21 protein-coding genes are annotated in these 18,595 nt (G+C 41.5%); 6 read left to right on the forward strand and 15 right to left on the reverse strand.

Annotation, left to right across the window (positions count from 1 at the left end; all coding sequences use genetic code 11):
- Nucleotides 1-8 precede the first annotated feature (8 nt).
- The gene (locus tag D0466_RS05500; RefSeq protein ID WP_325048677.1) at nt 9-2,210 is read right to left on the reverse strand and encodes an ATP-dependent DNA helicase; all 2,202 of its coding nucleotides are present in this window, start codon (nt 2,208-2,210) and stop codon (nt 9-11) included.
- A 318-nt stretch (nt 2,211-2,528) separates the two neighbouring features.
- On the opposite strand from D0466_RS05500, the gene D0466_RS05505 reads away from it, so the two are divergent.
- Entirely contained in the window at nt 2,529-3,404 is an 876-nt protein-coding gene (locus tag D0466_RS05505) for a YitT family protein (RefSeq protein WP_117322221.1), read from the forward strand.
- Nucleotides 3,405-3,511: 107 nt separating this feature from the next.
- Here the strand turns inward: D0466_RS05505 and D0466_RS05510 are convergent, their stop codons facing one another.
- The 4 genes from D0466_RS05510 to D0466_RS05525 form a co-directional block, all read right to left on the reverse strand.
- Complete coding sequence (locus D0466_RS05510; RefSeq protein WP_117321527.1) at nt 3,512-3,706, reverse strand: cold-shock protein; 195 nt, start codon at nt 3,704-3,706, stop codon at nt 3,512-3,514.
- A gap of 719 nt (nt 3,707-4,425) precedes the next feature.
- On the reverse strand, nt 4,426-4,632 hold the full coding sequence (locus D0466_RS05515) for a cold-inducible protein YdjO-related protein (RefSeq protein ID WP_117321528.1): 207 nt from the start codon (nt 4,630-4,632) through the stop codon (nt 4,426-4,428).
- 108 nt (nt 4,633-4,740) lie between these two features.
- Nucleotides 4,741-6,567 (reverse strand): DNA helicase RecQ, encoded by a 1,827-nt coding sequence (gene recQ / locus D0466_RS05520; protein ID WP_117322222.1) that lies wholly within the window; start codon nt 6,565-6,567, stop codon nt 4,741-4,743.
- Between the two features lie 434 nt (nt 6,568-7,001).
- On the reverse strand, nt 7,002-7,793 hold the full coding sequence (locus D0466_RS05525) for a 3D domain-containing protein (protein ID WP_117321529.1): 792 nt from the start codon (nt 7,791-7,793) through the stop codon (nt 7,002-7,004).
- A 263-nt stretch (nt 7,794-8,056) separates the two neighbouring features.
- On the opposite strand from D0466_RS05525, the gene D0466_RS05530 reads away from it, so the two are divergent.
- Genes D0466_RS05530 through cotJC form a run of 3 tightly spaced genes read left to right on the forward strand, consistent with a single transcriptional unit; the run spans nt 8,057 to nt 9,146 of the window.
- Nucleotides 8,057-8,296: a spore coat associated protein CotJA gene (locus D0466_RS05530; RefSeq protein WP_117321530.1), complete on the forward strand. Its 240-nt coding sequence runs from the start codon at nt 8,057-8,059 to the stop codon at nt 8,294-8,296.
- 1 nt (nt 8,297) lies between these two features.
- Nucleotides 8,298-8,564: a spore coat protein CotJB gene (locus D0466_RS05535; protein ID WP_117321531.1), complete on the forward strand. Its 267-nt coding sequence runs from the start codon at nt 8,298-8,300 to the stop codon at nt 8,562-8,564.
- Between the two features lie 12 nt (nt 8,565-8,576).
- Nucleotides 8,577-9,146 carry a spore coat protein CotJC gene (gene cotJC, locus D0466_RS05540; RefSeq protein ID WP_117321532.1) on the forward strand — a complete coding sequence of 190 codons (570 nt, stop codon included), beginning with the start codon at nt 8,577-8,579 and terminating at the stop codon, nt 9,144-9,146.
- Between the two features lie 105 nt (nt 9,147-9,251).
- Here the strand turns inward: cotJC and D0466_RS05545 are convergent, their stop codons facing one another.
- Complete coding sequence (locus D0466_RS05545) at nt 9,252-10,130, reverse strand: CvfB family protein (RefSeq protein ID WP_407675606.1); 879 nt, start codon at nt 10,128-10,130, stop codon at nt 9,252-9,254.
- Nucleotides 10,131-10,283: 153 nt separating this feature from the next.
- On the opposite strand from D0466_RS05545, the gene D0466_RS05550 reads away from it, so the two are divergent.
- On the forward strand, nt 10,284-11,459 hold the full coding sequence (locus D0466_RS05550; protein WP_117321533.1) for an alanyl-tRNA editing protein: 1,176 nt from the start codon (nt 10,284-10,286) through the stop codon (nt 11,457-11,459).
- Nucleotides 11,460-11,554: 95 nt separating this feature from the next.
- On the opposite strand, the gene D0466_RS05555 is transcribed toward D0466_RS05550, so the two are convergent.
- The 9 genes from D0466_RS05555 to D0466_RS05595 form a co-directional block, all read right to left on the reverse strand.
- On the reverse strand, nt 11,555-11,734 hold the full coding sequence (locus D0466_RS05555) for a DUF5658 family protein (RefSeq protein ID WP_117321534.1): 180 nt from the start codon (nt 11,732-11,734) through the stop codon (nt 11,555-11,557).
- A 126-nt stretch (nt 11,735-11,860) separates the two neighbouring features.
- Entirely contained in the window at nt 11,861-12,283 is a 423-nt protein-coding gene (locus D0466_RS05560) for a hypothetical protein (protein WP_117321535.1), read from the reverse strand.
- A 416-nt stretch (nt 12,284-12,699) separates the two neighbouring features.
- Nucleotides 12,700-12,894: a hypothetical protein gene (locus tag D0466_RS05565; RefSeq protein ID WP_117321536.1), complete on the reverse strand. Its 195-nt coding sequence runs from the start codon at nt 12,892-12,894 to the stop codon at nt 12,700-12,702.
- 124 nt (nt 12,895-13,018) lie between these two features.
- Nucleotides 13,019-13,648, reverse strand: coding sequence for a TVP38/TMEM64 family protein (locus tag D0466_RS05570; protein WP_117321537.1), 630 nt, complete (start codon nt 13,646-13,648; stop codon nt 13,019-13,021).
- Nucleotides 13,649-13,749: 101 nt separating this feature from the next.
- A complete protein-coding gene (locus D0466_RS05575; RefSeq protein WP_117321538.1) occupies nt 13,750-14,598 on the reverse strand; it encodes a hypothetical protein in 849 nt (282 codons plus the stop codon).
- A 67-nt stretch (nt 14,599-14,665) separates the two neighbouring features.
- Complete coding sequence (locus D0466_RS05580; protein WP_158555841.1) at nt 14,666-15,382, reverse strand: TasA family protein; 717 nt, start codon at nt 15,380-15,382, stop codon at nt 14,666-14,668.
- An 87-nt stretch (nt 15,383-15,469) separates the two neighbouring features.
- Nucleotides 15,470-16,021: a TasA family protein gene (locus D0466_RS05585; RefSeq protein ID WP_117321540.1), complete on the reverse strand. Its 552-nt coding sequence runs from the start codon at nt 16,019-16,021 to the stop codon at nt 15,470-15,472.
- An 87-nt stretch (nt 16,022-16,108) separates the two neighbouring features.
- Nucleotides 16,109-16,678, reverse strand: coding sequence for a signal peptidase I SipW (sipW, locus tag D0466_RS05590; protein ID WP_117321541.1), 570 nt, complete (start codon nt 16,676-16,678; stop codon nt 16,109-16,111).
- A gap of 2 nt (nt 16,679-16,680) precedes the next feature.
- Entirely contained in the window at nt 16,681-17,562 is an 882-nt protein-coding gene (locus D0466_RS05595; protein ID WP_142919895.1) for a hypothetical protein, read from the reverse strand.
- A 390-nt stretch (nt 17,563-17,952) separates the two neighbouring features.
- Here D0466_RS05595 and D0466_RS05600 point away from each other — a divergent pair, with 390 nt between their 5' ends.
- Nucleotides 17,953-18,474, forward strand: coding sequence for a GNAT family N-acetyltransferase (locus D0466_RS05600; RefSeq protein ID WP_158555842.1), 522 nt, complete (start codon nt 17,953-17,955; stop codon nt 18,472-18,474).
- Nucleotides 18,475-18,595 lie beyond the last annotated feature (121 nt).

Here is an 18,595-nt window from a genome sequence, read left to right on the forward strand (position 1 = left end):
GAATACAATTAGATTAGCGTATAATCTTTCCAATTTTCAGGCAGCATGCGCTGGTATTTGCCTGTCAAAAAACGGTCATCCGCAAGCACAATCAGACCGTGGTCTTCCTCTGACCTAATCAGCCTTCCACCTGCCTGGAGCACCTTATTCATGCCTGGAAATACATAAGCATAATCAAATCCGTTTTTGCCCTTCCCTTGAAAAAATTTTTTTATGATATCCCGTTCAGGACCGATTTGCGGCATGCCTACGCCGACCACAATAACTCCGTTCAGGCGGTTACCCTTAAGATCGATCCCTTCCGAAAAAATGCCGCCCATTACGGCGAATGCTAACAATGTTGATTCAGTTTCTTCTTTGAACAAGGCTAAAAATGAATCCCTATCAGCCTCTGACATATTCGCGCTCTGAATGATGGTTTCAAAACCGTTATCCTCTTTGGTAGCTTCATAAATCAAATTCATGTATTGATAGGATGGGAAAAACACCAGGTAGTTTCCCTGTCGTCCAGATAGCAGGGTTTTTAACATCGCGGTGATTTCATCCTTTGATGATTCCCGGTCCCTGTAACGGGTCGAAACCCGTTTAATATATACCTCCGTTTGCTCGGGGGAAAATGGTGAGGTTATTGAAATGGAATAGTCATCAACCGACCCGCCAAGCATTTCTGTATAGTATGGCAGCGGCATCAATGTTGCCGAAAAATGAATCGTCGACCTGAATCCTGCCGAGATTTTCTGCAGCAGCTTTGAAGGGTCCAGGCAGAAAACCTTCACCCTTACTTCATTGCGGCTCATTTCCGAATAGACAGTAAAATGTTCATCATACAGTTGGGAAATTTTTAGAAAATTTTGTGCAGCAAAGTAAATCTCGAGCAATTCCCCATTATTTTCCTCGTTCCCTGACACGGATAAATACTGTTCCGCTGTTTCGATGAACCCTTCCAGAAGTTCAATCAATCTTTTTGGCACTTCGCTCCATTCGGATGTATTCATTGATTGATGCTCTTTTTTGAAATCGATGAAATATTGGTTGATGTGTTTGAAATGGTTGAATAATTCATTATCAACGTCTTTAAACTCCCTTTTCAGCTGAAGAAATGACGATTTATTCAGCTCCGCCGAAAACATCTCCCTGCCCCTGTCCACCAAATTGTGTGACTCGTCAACAAGCAAAACAGTTTTTTTCTTTTGTTCTTCAACTAATCGTTTTAACGAAACCCTAGGATCGAACACATAGTTGTAATCACAGATGATGGCATCGCTTAAATAGGCAAGGTCCAGGGAAAACTCGAAGGGACATAATTCATGTTTTATGGCATATCGTTCGATTGCTTTTCTGTCGAGTATGTTTTCGTTCATTAGTGCATCAAGGATAGCTTCATTGAGCCGGTCATAATAACCATCCGCAAATTCGCATTGGTTTTTACATTTGGTATCTTCCTGAAGACACACCTTTTCCTTAGCCGTGATGGTAACAGTCTTGACAGACAGGCCCTTTTCCTCCAATAAAGAAAATGCATCCTCGGCCGCTTTCCTTGTTGTCGTACGGGCAGTCAGGTAAAAAATCTTTTCAATCATGCCTCTCCCCATCGCTTTCAGTGACGGGAAGATGGTCGACATCGTTTTTCCAATGCCGGTAGGGGCATTCGCAAATAAAGACCTTTTATCCTGGATCGTTTGATAAACCGCTCCTGCCAGTTTTCTTTGGCCCTTTCTATAGTCCGAAAAAGGAAAATCGCTTTGCTGAATGCTTTCATTTCTGTTTTTGAAGTGTATTGCCTGCCAATTCGCAAATGGATAGTATCCTTCAGCAACTTGCTGAATAAATGTTTGTAAATCAGCGAAAGAACACGATTTTTGAAATCGTTTTACCTGCTCTGTTTCTGTATGTACATATGAAAGCTGCACATTTATTTGATCAAGCCCATTGTCCTTGGCATACATATAAGCATAGCATTTCGCCTGGGCCCAGTGGACCGGATGGCTGTTTTCAGTTACTAGCTCAAGATTTCCGGCTGTTGATTTAATTTCATCTATCGTCACAATTCCTTCATCGAACAAAAGGCCATCACATCTTCCCTCGAGATGGAAGAGTATGTCATTGCATTCGATTTCCGTTCGAAGGAAAAATTCATTTTGGTCCGTGTCCCGATATAGTTTTTGGATTTTTTGGTGGGCTTTTGTTCCTTCCGCCATGGAATTAGTCATCCGAAAGCGCGTATCGAGGCTGCCGCTCCGAAAGACATATTCAACAAAAGACCTTACCGAAATGCGATAGCCATATAACATAAAATCACCTGGTTCTTAAATATATTTCTTATTAAATCATATAATCGGGAAACAATATACGGCATGCGGGAAAATCTTCACCGTTTCAAGGGCAGGGATAGAAAAAGGATCATTACAATAGAAAGACTAATATTTGCATCGAAAGAACCAGGAATAATTTATAATAGAACTATACACAAAAATTTCCAAGGAGGTGTATCCATGCCTGATATTTTGCCAACGGTGAATGTAACTGAGATGCCCGTTAAACAGGCCCAACACAAAAAACGTCCTGCCGCCAAAATCCTGCAACGCGGGTTATTGATAACCCTGGGAGCAATCATGATGGGCGTCGGCCTTGAAATTTTCCTTGTCCCAAATAAGGTAATTGACGGAGGGATCACAGGGATATCGATCATGCTTTCTTATGTAACGGGCTGGCACCTAGGGGTGTTCCTCTTCCTGCTTAATCTTCCATTCTTCTTCCTCGGATATAAACAAATAGGGAAAACCTTCGCTCTATCTACTTTATATGGTATTTTCATCCTATCGGTTACGACTTCCCTGCTTCATCCGGTTCCTGCTTTGACACAGGATATCCTGCTTGCGACTGTGTTCGGAGGAATAATATTAGGCGCAGGCATAGGAATCGTGATCAGGTACGGAGGTTCTCTTGATGGAACTGAAATTTTAGCGATCCTCGCGAATAAAAAACTGCCTTTTACCGTTGGAGAGATCGTGATGTTCTTTAACTTATTCATTCTCGGCACATCCGGTTTTGTGTTTTCCTGGGATCGGGCCATGTATTCGTTGCTGGCGTATTTTGTAGCCTTTAAAACGATGGACCTCACGATAACGGGAATGGATGAATCGAAATCTGTGTGGATCATAAGCGAGGAATACCGGGAAATTGGCGATGCCATCATTAACCGTTTAGGGAGGGGTGTTACATACCTGACAGGAGAAGGAGCATTCTCAGGGGATGACAAGAAAGTCATTTTTTGTGTGATTAACCGTTTGGAAGAAGCAAAACTGAAGGAAATCGTCAGTGAATATGACCCCGCAGCATTCCTTGCCGTAGCTGACATCGCGGAGGTTCGCGGCGGCCGGTTCAAGAAAAGGGATATCCATTGATTATGTATCTATAAACAAAATAGGCTGTGTAAAATCACAGAGTCAGACCCACATGTAGACGCTTCTATGGGTCAATCCCTTGATGACACAGCCCCGAACAATATTATTTATTTCATTTTCGGATTATTGATTGCTTGGAGCATTTTTGTTCCAGCCTTCATTTCACTATTACAAAGCGGGCAACTTGGTTCATCACTGAACGTGAAGTTATCCCGAACCCACCCGTTACAGCTCTCGGATGTACACTCCCATACCTTTGTTTCTTCCGGGGGGATTTCTTCTGCATTATTACGTCGATACATACCTCTCACTCCTTTGATTAACTTGAATATGTTTGTTCTAAACATTCCCTATCTTCAATGAAGCAAGATTGGTAAACAAGTAACGCTGTTCTTATTCATTATACCATAAAATCAGCAACAAAAAATGAAAGAGGCCATCTCCTTTCAAACGAGATAGCCTCTGCATGATTCCATCCTATGCCTTAACACTCAATCCGCCGAATCGGCAAACAATTTACGGACTGTTTTTTGTTAAAGACTAAAGAGTAATTTTTTCGCGCAAAACCCAAAACAATGAAAGCCCTTCCTCTCTCCCATCCATACGGTTCCTGGACCGTGCCTGTGAGAATCAGGTTTCGGCTTCATAGCACATGTTTATTAAAGGGTATTGTAGTCAACGCTGATCTGGAGCAGTTTAGCCTGGTACATGTAAAAATAGCATGCTTTCAGAGCATTCCAAATAGTAGAAGCAGTTAATGTAGAAGAATAAAACACATGGGGATTATCTAATTTTTTGTAACTAACTTGATTCTAAAGCATTATGACTTTCTTTCAATAAAAAATCTGTCACATTTTACCTTAATAAAAATGCACTTGTATAAATTACCCTCACTGTTATTCATCTAAGGAACAACAGAAAATTAATTATATCATCTTTTATTTTTAAAGTCAATATTCAATCCCATTCCTGATAGGGGGAAATTGAAAGCCACTAACGAAAGTGGCTTATTTAAGGTTTGTCAGCGAAATGTATTATATTCTGTTTGAATTTTCGGCAGCTCCCTGATTTCCTCAAGCAGATGCCCGCCGCACATCGGGCAGGTTTGATTATCAGCAGAAAATTCCTTCCTCATCCATCCTTTGCAGTTCGGGGCTTCACAAGCGTATACGATCGTGTCTTCCATGATTACTACCGGTTCCTCAGAATTCTTTTTTCCAAAGTACATGAGTAACCTCCTTTTTCGATTCATAAGTAAGCCGTGCGAGCTCATTTTTGCCTACTTAGATAGTATACGCAAGTTCATCCTGTAATATTTATGTTAATCTCCGGCCGGCTATTCCATGCTTTCATGAACCGCAGCTGCCGGCATTTTTGGTTCCCCGGCCTTCCCTGTATTGTGCATGTAATCCTCTATTGCCTTAAGAAACTGTTTGCCATACCGTTCCTGTTTCTGTTTTCCGACCCCTTTCACTTCAAGAAATTCTGCTTCTGAACGTGGGATTCTTGCCGACATATCCTTTAAAGTGGCGTCAGAAAAAACAATGAACGGCGGGATTCCTTCGGCTCTGGCGATCTCTCTCCTAAGCGCCCGCAGCTGTTCGAAAAGGGTATCATCCTCAACCATTGCTTGTATGGTGATAGTTTCCCTGCGCAAAACATTTTCTTTGCCAATAAGGACGTTTTTTCCCTCCTGGGTTATTTTTAGTACTGGAAATTGTCCCCCGCTCATTTCGATATATTCCCTTGCTGTCAGGAAATCGATAAAGTCAGCGATTGATTTGGCCGACTGTTGGCGCATGATTCCATATGTTGTCATTTTCTGAAAGCCAAAGTCTTCAATTTTCTTATTCTTGGAGCCGGCGAGCACCTGGCTGACAAGTGTTTTTCCAAACCTTTCTCCCATTCTCACTATGCAGGAAAGTACCATTTGCGCTTCCACTGTAACATCATGGGAGGCTCTTTCGTCCAGGCAGTTTTCACAATGGCCGCAATCATCAGCATCCGCTTGCCCGAAATACTTTAAAATAAAAGCCTGGAGGCAGCCTTCTGTATGGCAAAAGTCCTTCATCAGATTTAATTTCTTTAGCTCCTGCTCCTTCCTGCTCTCTGGAGAGTCCGATTGGTCGATTAAAAACCTTTGGATCTGTAAATCCTGGGGAGAATACAATAGGATACATTCACTTTGCAGCCCATCCCGGCCCGCGCGCCCTGCTTCCTGATAATAGCTTTCCATATTCTTTGGTGTTTGATAGTGGATTACAAATCGGACATTGGATTTATCTATACCCATTCCAAATGCATTCGTAGCGACCATCACCGCCAAATCGTCCTGGAGGAACGCATCCTGCTGCATGCTCCGGTCGGTTTCATTCATGCCGGCGTGATATCTTCCCGCCTTTATCCCCTTTTTAGTCAAAAGGGTATATAAAGAATCGACTTCTTTCCGTGTAGCGGCATATATAATTCCGGATTCGTTATTATTTCTGGCAAGGTAGTTTTTTAAATAGGTTGATTTATTCGTACCTTTAACAACGGAGAAAAACAGATTGTCCCTCGAAAAACCGGTTGAAACAACATCGTCTCCACTGATGCCAAGAGAGCGGCAAATATCATGCTGGACCGCAGTTGTTGCAGTAGCAGTCAACCCCAGAATCACCGGTTTGGAAGGAAGCCGGTCTACTAAAGCTTGAATCTTCAAGTAACTGGGGCGGAAATCGTGGCCCCATTGTGAGATGCAGTGAGCCTCATCAATGGCGACAAGCGAAATGTCCAGCTCCTTTAAGCTTTCGAGAAAAAACCGGTTTTCCAGCCTTTCAGGAGCAATGTATAGCAGTTTATATGCACCTTTTTTCGCATCCCCCATTCTTTTATCCGCTTCCTGTGCAGAAAGGCTGCTATTTAAAAAGGCAGCAGGAATTCCGTTTTGGAGAAGTGTATCCACCTGGTCTTTCATTAGGGAAATCAAGGGAGAAATCACGAGTGTCACAGCGGGAAAAATAAGCGCCGGAATCTGGTAACAAAGCGACTTTCCGCCTCCTGTCGGCATGATGCCTGCTGTGTTTGTCCCATTTAATACACTTTGGATGATCGCTTCCTGGCCGCTTCTAAATGAATCATAGCCAAAATACTGTTTTAGATATTGCCTTGCTTGTTCCAGCAAAAAAATCCCCCATTCTGTTTTCATAAATGTTTTATAGATCAGCTTATATCCGGAATTCGTTTTGTTCAAAGAGTTTAGCATTTCACAGCGAAGGATGGAGACATTGGGATAATGGGGAAAGCGAAAAGGAGGGAACTGCCTGATATCATCATGATACAATAAAAAAATAAATTTGAATATGAGATTTGTTACACATTCGTGTCTTTTCAAAATGCTGAATTGTCCTTTGATTCTGGAGAAGATGATTCATTGACGCCACCATTATCAGGCTCTTACTTGTTCCTTCATTAATGAAGATGTTGGGTGATTGGAATTGGTGGCTGCCATTTACAAATAAAAATAAAGGCAAAGTTAAGGCCGGTGAGGGTAAATAATGCAAAAAAATGTGTCATAGGGGGTCAGACCCCCTATGACACATTTTTGATTATCGTTATTTATTTCAGTACTTTTACAGTTACTTGCCTTACTCCCCAATTAAGAGCATCTTGTTTATTCGGGAAGAATAAGTCAATTTTATTGCCTTTAATGGCGCCGCCTGTATCAGCAGCCGTGGCATATCCATAACCCTCAACCCACACCTTTGAGCCAAGAGGAATTACATTTGGATCGACTGAAATCACTTTCGCGTCAGGATTGGCCTTTAAATCCACACCTGTTGCAGTAACACCGCTGCAGCCTTCACAAGAGGCCGTATAACCAGTTGCCGATACCGTCAGCTGTTTGGCTGTTTCCCCTTGATCTGAAGAAGCGCTGCTGTTTGCAGCCGGCTCATTGGATGCAGCTTTAACCACTGATTTTTTTGGCTCGGCTGCTTTTTGTGCAGGAGCAGACGCTTGTTGGATTGCTGCGGCCTTTTGGCCCTTAAGTATTAAGAGCTGTTGATCCGGATGGATTATGTCTGATGTTAATTTATTCGAAGATTTAATACCTTCAACACTAGTGCCGAATTTGTTTGCGATTTTCCAAAGTGTATCCCCTTTTTTGACGGTGTAATGCTTTTCTTTTGCACCCTTTCCGCCAGAAACCGTAAGGACTTCCCCATTGTAGATTGTATCTGAATGTAAGTTATTCCAATTCTTTATGTCTTTAACAGAAACGTCGTATTTTTGGGAAAGTGCCCAAAGTGTGTCTCCATCTTTTACTTTCACATCTTCGGCAGATGCTTGAGTTCCAAGACCCCCTGTGATTACAGCAGCGGCTGCGAAAGCCAAGATTGATTTTTTCATATTTTAGTACCCCTCCCTGTAAGCTTCTATCAGCTAACAAAACCTATAATAGCATAGTAATCTTTCAAACCAAGGTCAAAGAGGTAAAAGTCTGGTAACAAACATAACAGGTTTTTAACAGGATATTACGAAAATGGAAGTGTGAAGGTTGATTGTAATATTTCATTCCAATTTTTTATATAGACGGAGAGTTTATGAATATCATAATTCCCGTTATTAAGCATACTCTTTAATGATTGATTTTGAAAAAGGAGGGTAATGCTTTGCAACCAGAAAACCTACATCATTTTACACCGGTCAAATCCTATAGACCCTTTCACGGCCCCTTTGATCCCTGCCCGCCGATCGGCAAGAAATATTACAGGACCCCGCCCAATCTATACATGAACTTCCAGCCGCCTAATCTGGAACAATTTCCGCCCCATGAGGCCTTGATGAGAGGAACTCTTTGGAAAGCGCTATACGACTATTACGAAAATCCATATAGAGAAAGGAAGTCTTAATTTGGCGAAACAAATTGATGATGAATATTATCAATTGATGGGACAGATTCAGGCCGTTGATTTCGTATTAGTCGAACTGACCCTATACCTTGATACGCATCCAGGCGATCAGCAGGCGCTGCAGCAATTCAACCAATATTCCGCTTACTCCCGGCAAATTAAACAAGTATTCGAGCAGAAATATGGCCCCCTGTTCCAATTCGGGGTCAGCAACGATCCAGGCCCGCGCTGGGATTGGGGCAGGGGCCCATGGCCATGGCAGGTTTAAGGAGGAGATAATATGTGGGTTTATGAAAAGAAACTGCAATATCCTGTAAAAGTAAGTACATGCAATCCAACTCTTGCCAAATACTTAATGGAACAATACGGCGGTGCTGATGGTGAACTGGCTGCTGCTCTCCGCTACTTAAACCAGCGCTATACAATCCCCGATAAGGTAATCGGGCTATTGACTGATATTGGCACCGAGGAATTCGCCCATCTTGAGATGATAGCGACGATGGTTTATAAGCTTACGAAAGATGCGACACCCGAGCAGCTAAGGGAAGCCGGGCTTGGGGATCATTATGTGAATCATGACAGTGCGTTGTACTACCATAACGCAGCCGGTGTTCCATGGACTGCCTCGTATATCCAGGCAAAGGGCGACCCTATTGCGGATTTATATGAAGACATTGCCGCCGAGGAAAAAGCGCGCGCTACCTATCAATGGCTGATTGATATATCGGATGATCCAGACCTGAATGATTCCCTCCGATTTTTGAGGGAACGTGAAATTGTCCATTCCATGAGATTCCGGGAGGCGGTTGAAATCCTAAAAGAAGACCGCGAACAGAAAAAGATTTTCTAACAAAAAAAGCAGCGGATTTTTTTCTCCAGCTGCTTTTTTGCCGTTTTCCGTTATTAAAGGCAGTGTGTTTCCGTAGGGTTCAGGCATGGGTTGCAATACCCCCCCTTAGGTCGTTTTCCGGTCGGAAGAATAAGTCCATCCCTCTTCCTGGTAAACTTTCCCTTCCTTCATCAGCTTGCCCAGCGCCCGTTTAAAGGCGCCTTTACTCAGGCCAAAATGGAATTGGATGTCATCAGGCGGTGTTTTATCACTGTACGGCATTGCCCCGCCTCTGTTTACCAGGTAATTGAAAATGACCTGTGCATCCTCGGACATTTGATCCTGTTTGAATGGAATCAAGGATATGTTCAGGCTTCCGTCTTCTTTTCTTTCGATAACCCTGCCCTCCACAAATTCCCCAAGCCGCGGCTCTTCTTTCCTTTCGCTTTCATGGATGAAGCATCGGTATCCCTCTTCTGATATCATGAACGAGCCCACTTTCAAAAGACGGTATACATGCCCTTTGACTGCTGTATTCCTCATTCCCTTGGCAGGGGTTTTTACGGCTATCTCCTGGATGACATCTTCCGTGGCAAGCTTCCCAAACAAACGGCCATACCGGTCTGTTTTCAGTGAAACATAGAGTTTGTCACCTACCGCAGGCCAAAGATGGTCGAGTGCCGGCAGATCATCGACAGACACAAGGATATCCTTGGATATGCCAATATCCACAAAAACACCCAGCTTCTCTTTCACATTGACGACCTCGGCCCAGCCATAGGTGCCGATTTCAATTTCAGGGATTTTCATAGTAGCGGTGATGCGGCCTTGTTTATCGTGATAAATAAAAACACGTACCTCATCGCCAATTTCAATATCCTGCTCCGTTACCATCTCATTATTATGAAGCAATACATCTTCGTTACCGTCCGTTAAAAAAACGCCAAAATCGGCCTGCCGTTCCACTTGCAACTCCACCACAGTACCGGGTTCTATCATTGTCATATTTGCTTATATCCTCCCGCTTCGCTTACATTATTACCAATTAGTTTACCCAAATAGAAAATTTTCCAACATAGTTGAATCTATCACTTTTGCTTATCAATGTATACCCTTTAAAAAATGATATACTGGTCAAAAAGGAAGAAAGGATTACACATGGGCAAAAAATTATATTATGAAGATGCATATCTCAAGAAATGGAGCACTACGATTGATACTGTAATTGAAAAAGATGGGGACTTCCTGGTAACTCTTACGGAAACAGCGTTTTATCCTGAAGGCGGGGGCCAGCCTTCGGATTCCGGGACGATTGGCGGTATAGCAGTTTTAGATGTTTTTTCCGAAAATGATACTGTCTTTCATAAACTGCCTGGCCGGCCGGAAGCCGGTGTTATTGAATGTGAAATCGATTGGAAGCGCCGTTTTGACCATATGCAGCAGCATAGCGGCCAGCACCTCTTATCTGCTGTCTGCCGGGAGCTTTATGACGCAAACACCATCAGCTTTCACCTAGGATCCGACACTGTCTCCATTGATATTGAAATTGCCGGTTTATCGCGGGATCAGGTCAGCGAAATAGAATCGCAGGCAAACCAATACATTTTTGATAACCGGAAGATACATAGCTATTTTGTGACAAGTGATGAGCTGAGCAGACTGGCCGTGGTAAAAATGCCGAAAGTGACAGAAAATATTCGCATCGTCGAGACAGAAGGCATCGAATATAACCCTTGCGGCGGGACCCATGTGTCAGCCACCGGCTCGATCGGCAGCATTAAAATAGTAAAAACAGAGAAACAAAAAGGTGTGACAAGGATCTTTTTCAAATGCGGCTTCAGGGCGCTTGCCCACTTTAATGACAGCCTTGATATCCTTAACGCCGTTTCCTCCAAATTTAACACCGGGCATAGTGATATCATCAGCCGCATAGATAAATTGGAACAGGATTATCGGCAAGTTTTAGCCGAAAAAGAAAAGCTGGCGGAAGAAAATGCCTCTTACCTTATCCGTGACCTGATACAGGATAGCGGGGGCGGAATCATTTCCTATGTTTTCGAGGATAAATCGCTGAAAGAGCTCCAGCGGCTTGCAGCGATTGCATCAAAAGAACAGGATGTCCTATTGTTATTCGGCACCTTGAAAGACAAAAAAATCTTGTTCTCCCATAGCGGCGCTGCCCAGGTGCACTGCGGCAGCTTCCTGAAAGCACACTTACATTCCTTTAATGGAAAAGGCGGAGGCAACGACAAAAGTGCCCAGGCCGGTTTTGCGGCGAAGGAAGATATGTTGGCTTTCTTTGAGTTTGTAAAACGGGAATTATCCGAAAATTAAAAGGAACACCCAACCTGACGTGAAGCAAAATCACAAATTCGTATAAGATGGCAGATAGTTTTACGAAATACAAGATCCAGCTGGATGCTATTTTTTTATATAGTAATACCAGAATGGCAGGCAGACCGATTTTGATGAAAAAATAGACGCACATCGACGGTTAAGGTTGCTTTCATAATCGGATTTGCCTCATCTATGATCCCAGCATAAAAACCGGCTGCCGTGAAAATGGTATCCATAGTGCTAAAGAACAGAAGCAGATACGGTAACCGCAAAAGAACCAGCTCCTCCATTGATGATTACTTTTAGGAGGGCTGGTTCTTATTTATTCGAGATTAAGCGTGGAAATTGTTAAGGTAAAAAAAACGCCGCCTCATCCCTATAACCATACTGGTAAGCCTTTAGTCTTCGATTTTAACTTTCCCGATGCCAAAGCGTTCAAAATGCTCGTGATAATAGTCTTCCAGCTCCATAAGCCGTTCCATATATTGTTGCTCATTGTAGTTATGGACCAGGTTCTCGCTTTCAATGTCTTTGCGGGCCATATAGTATACGAATTTATCCCAAAATACCATGTCTTCATACGAATCCAAAACCTGGAATATATCATTTTGAACTGCTGGTGCAGGCTCTAACAGATTATGTTCCTCGTTTCGGATAATATCGAAGAATTGAAATTCCTCGGCACTTCCTAATACCGTTTGCTCCAGCTCCCGATAATCTTCATTGGGCGAATCAGGGTTTTCAGAATCCACTACCCACATTCCATATTCAATGAGTTTCACTAATAGTTCGTACTGCTGCTTTGTCAGATCAATTTTCATGAGGGTCTCCTTTTTAGAGAGTTATGTCATTAACATAACTTTACCCTATTTCAGGGAAGCCTGGCAAAGAAAAATAGGGAGCCGCACCTGAACCTTGTGTGGTGTATTTATTTAGTTGGAGATAGCTAATCTATTCGAATTTGGAAATTTGTAGTGAAGATTACGCAATTAATTATGTGTGTTCATTTTTTATGCAAATTTGATTTCCTCTTTTAATTTCGTCTTGAACTGAAAGTTTAGTTGAGTTTTTGTACACTTTAGTTGAAATACTCTGGCTGTTGCGAACCGGGCTTTTGTTACGTTTCTTTTGTAAAAAATCATTTTGCCCTTCCGATTGTTGAATTTTAATTTAGTGCGACTTTATGTAAATTGCCTGAAAAATAAATAGACGGCTGATTTCATCAGCCGCCAATTCCTTATTTTTCATCCAGCTCCGTTACACTGAAATACACTGCTTTTTCCGTATCTACGACATGATGTGTGTTATCTACAACCATATTATAGTAGCGGTGTTTCTGGATATTACTGATCAATTGCGTGGAGTCTTCCCCTTCCGTTTCGTGGGACACTTCCACTCCACCGGGGAAATAAAAAGCTACCTTCAACTTCATCTGATTGTTTCATCCTTTCGGGTTTGGGAGGTTTGTTTTTTCAATACTATATTTTCATAACCTTAAACCGCGGTTGGTAAACATCAGAGTTTTTTATTAAGAAAGAAAATGTGGTGCTGACCATTTACATTTTTTCACTTTGAATCCGATTATTGCTTTGCAGCTTCAATGTTGTGATCACTGTAATGACAAGAAAATAAGTAAGATAGATGAGAACAGAAAGCCATTTGTTAGTTTCGAATATTGTCCCGGCCGCAGTAAAAATAAAAACTGCCGGCGCCTTTCCTAAAATGGTAGCGGCTATGAATGTGTACCAGGGAATCCTGCTTAATCCAGAAAGGATATTAATCAGCGGGGAGGGAATAACGGGGATCAGCCTGGCAACCAGTATACTGAAAAAAGCGTTAGTTTCAAACAGAGTCTCATATTCCTGTACTTTGGGATACTTAATCAATTTTCTTTGGATCCACGATTGGAACCCATACCTCGCCATGAAAAACATCAATAAGGTTCCGATAAAAATTCCAGCCAAGGATAAGCCCGTTCCTTTAGCCAACCCGAAAACAGCTCCTATCATCCCGGCCAGCACAGGATACGGCAACACCGGGAAAAATACGAGGAAGGCCACCAAAAGGATACTGACAGGGTACGCAATAACTCCGCCGGATTCTATCATTTGCAGGAGTGGATCTTTCTGTGTAAATACGATGCCAATAATGATGGCGGCTGTAATAAGAGTAAAAAGCTGTTTCATGGCATAACCTCTTTAAATCTTTTATTTTGAAGGGACTCTGGTACTTCACAGCTGTAATATCGTCCCTTCAACAGTTCATTGCTTCATTACCTTTATCTTCGTTAAGGCGCATTGGATCGGTTTCCTTGTTTCAAGACAGTAAACGGTTTTTGACAAACCACTTGTGTTCCTACATATACTTTCGCCGTATAGGTCTCATTAGTGGTTACCGGATAATCCCAGGTGGAGAATCTCGCATGGTAATGCGGCTCATCCACTTGTTCATGGTGATCAAGAGTCCCATCTGTTACCCGAAAGTTATAATTTGCGCCAGGCCCTGAAACCTCAAGTCGGACATTATCCCTCTCGATAGACTCCAGGTTCCCCATACCATCCCTCAGGTGAAATTTAATAGGAACCGTGGATTTTTGATGAAGTGTAAAATTCCGGTTGCTAAAAGGAGGCTCGAAGCATCCATCTGTAGGAATCTGCTCCTCATGCCCTACCGCTGAAAAGTTAAAAGTCACCGATGTTGACTTCCCTTGCGCATCATTTCCGGTTTCAAGGGGTAACTCCGCTGTAAAAGTGAGATCCCTATTCCCCCCGTTAATGATGGTACCTAAAGGAAAGTCTTTTAATCCATTGAGCGAACCCTGATATAAATGCCCCTGGTTGTCATTTACGGTTAAAATAATTCGATCGTATAATAGTTGATCCCCTGACTCCTGGCTGGAGCTGACAGTATAGTTAAAATCGAGATTGCCATTATTACTGACTTTTAAAATAGAAGTCTTCGTATCTCCCGGGGCCAGGTTTTCCGCGATAAGGAAGCCGTTTGCCGGGGAGGTGGAGATGTCGACGTTGTAGGTGGTTTGGTCGGCTTGGGTGTTTTTGAGTGGAAAAAATACTACTATTAACAGGACTAAACTTACCAGTAACACAATTAAATTATATCCTTTTATATTTTTCATATAAAAATCACCCACAATATCTAAACCGCGGTAAATACACACCGCGGTCGGAATTTATCCTAATTTTTTAAGGGTTATTTCTAACTTGCTCCGCAAAGAAGCCGAAATCAAAGATAAAGTTTTTTCCTTGTATCGCATTACTAGCTGATTTATCTAAGGTGACTTTAAAAGTTATGTTTAGCGGACCCGATCCAAAACCTGGAGTAACTCCTGCTAATTCTAGTTCTTCATCTACTTCTGCATAGGTATTTGTATCGTTAAAAATCAATTCGCTTAATTTACCTTCAAATATTGTAACTTCCTCATCAGGGTTTGTTATTAATACATTTGCTTTTTCTATAAATTCAAGATATTCAGCTCCAGTTACTAAGCCGCTTACACTGCGAGTTCCTCCTGTTTTAAGGTATTGAGTGTAAGTTTCACGGGGAGTTGCCTTTATTCCTGTAAGTTTTGCATCTAGTGAACCGGTATTGCTCAGTTCCATTGTCCGTCTCACTGTATCACCTGGTGCCCATCCACCTAATGCATCACCACTTGGTGTGATTTCTGTTACATCATATGGATGTTTTGCATCCGGATCTAGCGAATCTGGATAAAACATAGGACCAGGGGTATAATCACCATGATTTCTATTGGCCACTAAATTAATCGTACCTGCGGTTGCTGTATTGTTTGTGTTAGAAGTAGTATCAGTAAATAGAGCATATGTCGCTCCACCTATAGTTAATCCAACTCCTAATAATCCTGTACCAGTAAACAATGCTAATTTCTTTTTGATATTCATTCTGATCCTCCTAGGACACATTCCTTTAAAAAAGGGGATGGTTAAAAAACCATCCCCTTTATAGGTTAAAAATCCTTTTAATAAAAATTATTCTGATGCATCTTGGTTCCAGGATTTAGGACCACTGTCATCTGTTTTTGTATTATTTCTAGCTTGAACTGCTTTTACATTAAAGGTTACAGTACCAGTAGCCGCTTGATAATCATTATTCGCTGCTTTTGGGAAACTATATGCAACATTGAATGTCGCCGTCCCATTCTTTGGAACCTTTACCGCACCTTGATCGTGAGTTATAGTCACTGGAGTACTACCTTCAAACAAGTCACCTGTGCCATCTTTGAAGGTTGCATTAGCATTTGTAGTGTAATTATCTAATTTCACCCATGCATCTAGAGTTCCTTTATTTTCTATTGTCAATGTTGCGTTATCAGTATCCCCAGGTGCAAGATTTCCAATATTTGCAGTTGTCGACAATACTGCTCCTCCCGAAATATCATTAATTTTTACCGTACCAGCTGTAAAAGTATTTCCGCTATTGGATGCCTCAGCAGTGAATAATGCAAATGTACCTCCACCAATTAATGCTGCACCCATAGCTGTTCCTAATAATGCTCCACCGATTTTCTTTTTAATGCTCACTTTAAATCCTCCCTTTAATTTCCCTACTTATGTATAGGGATTTTTGATTATTTATATTGAACTCCAATACGGAGTATCAAACTTTTACTATGCTGCAGTCTTTTCTTTTGGTGGTTCAATTTCCCTAATCGCTCTCCAAATGCTGAAGACAGACCAGCAAATCATTAAAACCCCTGGTACAATCAGTAAAAATATTGCCCCCGTCTTTGATTGAATAAAACTCATAATTTTACCAATATACGGAATTGTATAACCCGTATATTCACCAACTACATTTGCAGCTAACACGGGACTTGGATCTTTCGATTTGTTATTATCACCTTTTGTAACATACTGAACGGTTGAATCTACTGTTTGTACTTCCATAATTCTGTGTGTGATTAATGTATTGGGATCATCAGCTGCTTTGAAAGTGATGACATCACCCTTTTTGAATTTTGCGGGATCTTCAACTGGTTTAACTGCAATTATTGAGCCTGTTTTGATACCTGGTTCCATCGATCCTGATAAGACTGTCATTAACTCATGGCCCATAATCTTTGGTGTTCCTCCGGCTATTTTTGAAGAGACTACAAGATAAATCATGGTTATTAGAAATCCATACACAATTATTGAAGTGATTCTTCCAACCCATTTTAAGAGTTTCTTATTTTTCATTTTTATGGATTACCTCCGGGTTCAGAGTTTACGTTTTGTTCATTGGACTTGACTTCGATATCTTTTTCATTTCTTTTTGGAGTTTCTAATTCTTTTACTGGATTCTCTTTTGGCTCAGGCTTAGGTTCTTTCTCTGTTTCAGGTTCTTTTTCTTGTGGTTGTTCTTTTTCTTTTTCCTGATTGTTTTCCATTTTATCGGAAGGTTTAATTTCTTGCTTTTCCTCAGTTACAGGTTTATTTTCTTCTTCCTTTACTGCTTCTTTCTTCTTGTCATCTTCTTCACGGTTGGCTTCCTTTTTATCTTTATCATCTTTTTCGTTGTGTTCCTCTTTTTCGTCCTTCTCATTACTGTTTCTGCATTCTTTAAATACGATTGGCATGCTGATCGCAACCGGTATTTCGTCAATTTTTATTTCAAAGGGACTTTGGATCGGTTTTTTCGGGTGTTGATAGGCAACAAAGATGTATACTCCGGAGTTTTCCGGTTCAAATGATAGTTTTTGTTTAGGGTCATTTGCGTCCATCTTCTCTATAACGCCGGTATGGACTTTCTTGATGATCTGCGAATCTATTTTTTCGACTACATCATCATCCAGTCGGAAGTGCCCATCTTTCATGGAGTAAAAATTGTGTGAGGAAAACTGATAGACTTCAAACTTGGAATCTTTTATCATATCGCCTTCACCCATATTCTCGATGTAGGCATTTATAGATTTGCAATCACAGTCATCGTAAGGTTTGACAAACTTCAGCTTGCTTTTATCCCACCATGTTCCGGCTTTAAAAGAGTTTTCATTGGTGGCCTGATCAATGAACAGTGCATTGGTTGGAATCGCCATATGTAAAACAACGATAATGGCATACCAGAGAGCTGCTATTTTCATGCCAATCATCAGGCCTTTATTTTTTTGCCGAAACTTCCGGATTCTGGTGTTTCTAATTGTTCTCCCTCCTCGCTCCGTTCTTTTTATTGAACGGAAGATTTTAAGAACAACTATTTGGTTTTCCTCTTGCTGTTCTTTTTTGTTCTTTTTATCGAACCCACAAGTTGAGTATAGGACATTTACAATAGTTTGAAAAACCTCAAATTCGGTTATTTTTTCTTTATAAAGAACATTTTTCGTTCGTTTTTTAGAAATAGCTCCTATTTTCACTGTTTTTTGTATTTTTTAAAGAACAAAATGAATGTTATAAGGAACAAAGTTGTTCTTCCTGGGAATTGAGGTACAATAAAGTTTGCAATAGCAGTTTACGTAAAAAGGGGAAAAGGTAGCGTGAAGATTCGTAACGCAGCACCAGGCGATGCCAGGGGCATTACCCATGTACATATTAATAGCTGGAACACTACTTATAAGGGGATCGTTCCTGAAAGCTATTTAAGGAGTTTAGATTTTGAAGATAAGGCCGCATTCTGGGAAAAGATTATTGCAGAGGGGAAAAGTATTGTTTCTATCGCCGAAAATGATTCTGGAGAAATTGTCGGGTTCGCTAGCGGCGGCAAGGAGCAAACCAGTGATCCTGAATACTTGGGGGAAGTGTATGCCATTTACATTTTAGAAAGCCATCAAAGGATGGGCCTTGGCAAAAAACTCATCAAGCCGGTGATTGAAGAGTTGATTAATCGAGGTTTTCCGAACCTGGTGATCTGGGCCTTGGAAAAAAACGCCTGCCGTTCCTTTTATGAGTCTCTAGGGGGCAAAATCGTTAACAAAAAGCCGATTTTGATGACGGGAGAACCGCTTATTGAGGTAGCCTATGGATGGGAAGACATACATGATATACTCGAGTACTTATAAAATTCGATGTAAGCGGAAAACTGATCAATCAAGCGAAAATAACAAAAATTCAGCGAATGTACCGTTAATTAAGCGAACAGGAAACTTCGATTCACCAATACAAACATGACCAATACTGTCT

The sequence above is a fragment of the Peribacillus glennii genome (assembly GCF_003429105.1).
GTDB classification, from domain to species: Bacteria; Bacillota; Bacilli; order Bacillales; family DSM-1321; genus Peribacillus; species Peribacillus glennii.

Coding starts and splice junctions, on each gene's coding strand:
- D0466_RS05500 (WP_325048677.1), bottom strand. CDS start 2,210: ATGACTAATTCCATGGCGGAAGGAACAAAAGCCCACCAAAAAATCCAA.
- D0466_RS05505 (WP_117322221.1), top strand. CDS start 2,529: ATGCCCGTTAAACAGGCCCAACACAAAAAACGTCCTGCCGCCAAAATC.
- D0466_RS05510 (WP_117321527.1), bottom strand. CDS start 3,706: ATGTATCGACGTAATAATGCAGAAGAAATCCCCCCGGAAGAAACAAAG.
- D0466_RS05515 (WP_117321528.1), bottom strand. CDS start 4,632: ATGTACTTTGGAAAAAAGAATTCTGAGGAACCGGTAGTAATCATGGAA.
- D0466_RS05525 (WP_117321529.1), bottom strand. CDS start 7,793: ATGAAAAAATCAATCTTGGCTTTCGCAGCCGCTGCTGTAATCACAGGG.
- cotJC (WP_117321532.1), top strand. CDS start 8,577: ATGTGGGTTTATGAAAAGAAACTGCAATATCCTGTAAAAGTAAGTACA.
- D0466_RS05545 (WP_407675606.1), bottom strand. CDS start 10,130: ATGACAATGATAGAACCCGGTACTGTGGTGGAGTTGCAAGTGGAACGG.
- D0466_RS05550 (WP_117321533.1), top strand. CDS start 10,284: ATGGGCAAAAAATTATATTATGAAGATGCATATCTCAAGAAATGGAGC.
- D0466_RS05560 (WP_117321535.1), bottom strand. CDS start 12,283: ATGAAAATTGATCTGACAAAGCAGCAGTACGAACTATTAGTGAAACTC.
- D0466_RS05565 (WP_117321536.1), bottom strand. CDS start 12,894: ATGAAGTTGAAGGTAGCTTTTTATTTCCCCGGTGGAGTGGAAGTGTCC.
- D0466_RS05570 (WP_117321537.1), bottom strand. CDS start 13,648: ATGAAACAGCTTTTTACTCTTATTACAGCCGCCATCATTATTGGCATC.
- D0466_RS05575 (WP_117321538.1), bottom strand. CDS start 14,598: ATGAAAAATATAAAAGGATATAATTTAATTGTGTTACTGGTAAGTTTA.
- D0466_RS05580 (WP_158555841.1), bottom strand. CDS start 15,382: ATGAATATCAAAAAGAAATTAGCATTGTTTACTGGTACAGGATTATTA.
- sipW (WP_117321541.1), bottom strand. CDS start 16,678: ATGAAAAATAAGAAACTCTTAAAATGGGTTGGAAGAATCACTTCAATA.
- D0466_RS05595 (WP_142919895.1), bottom strand. CDS start 17,562: ATGAAAATAGCAGCTCTCTGGTATGCCATTATCGTTGTTTTACATATG.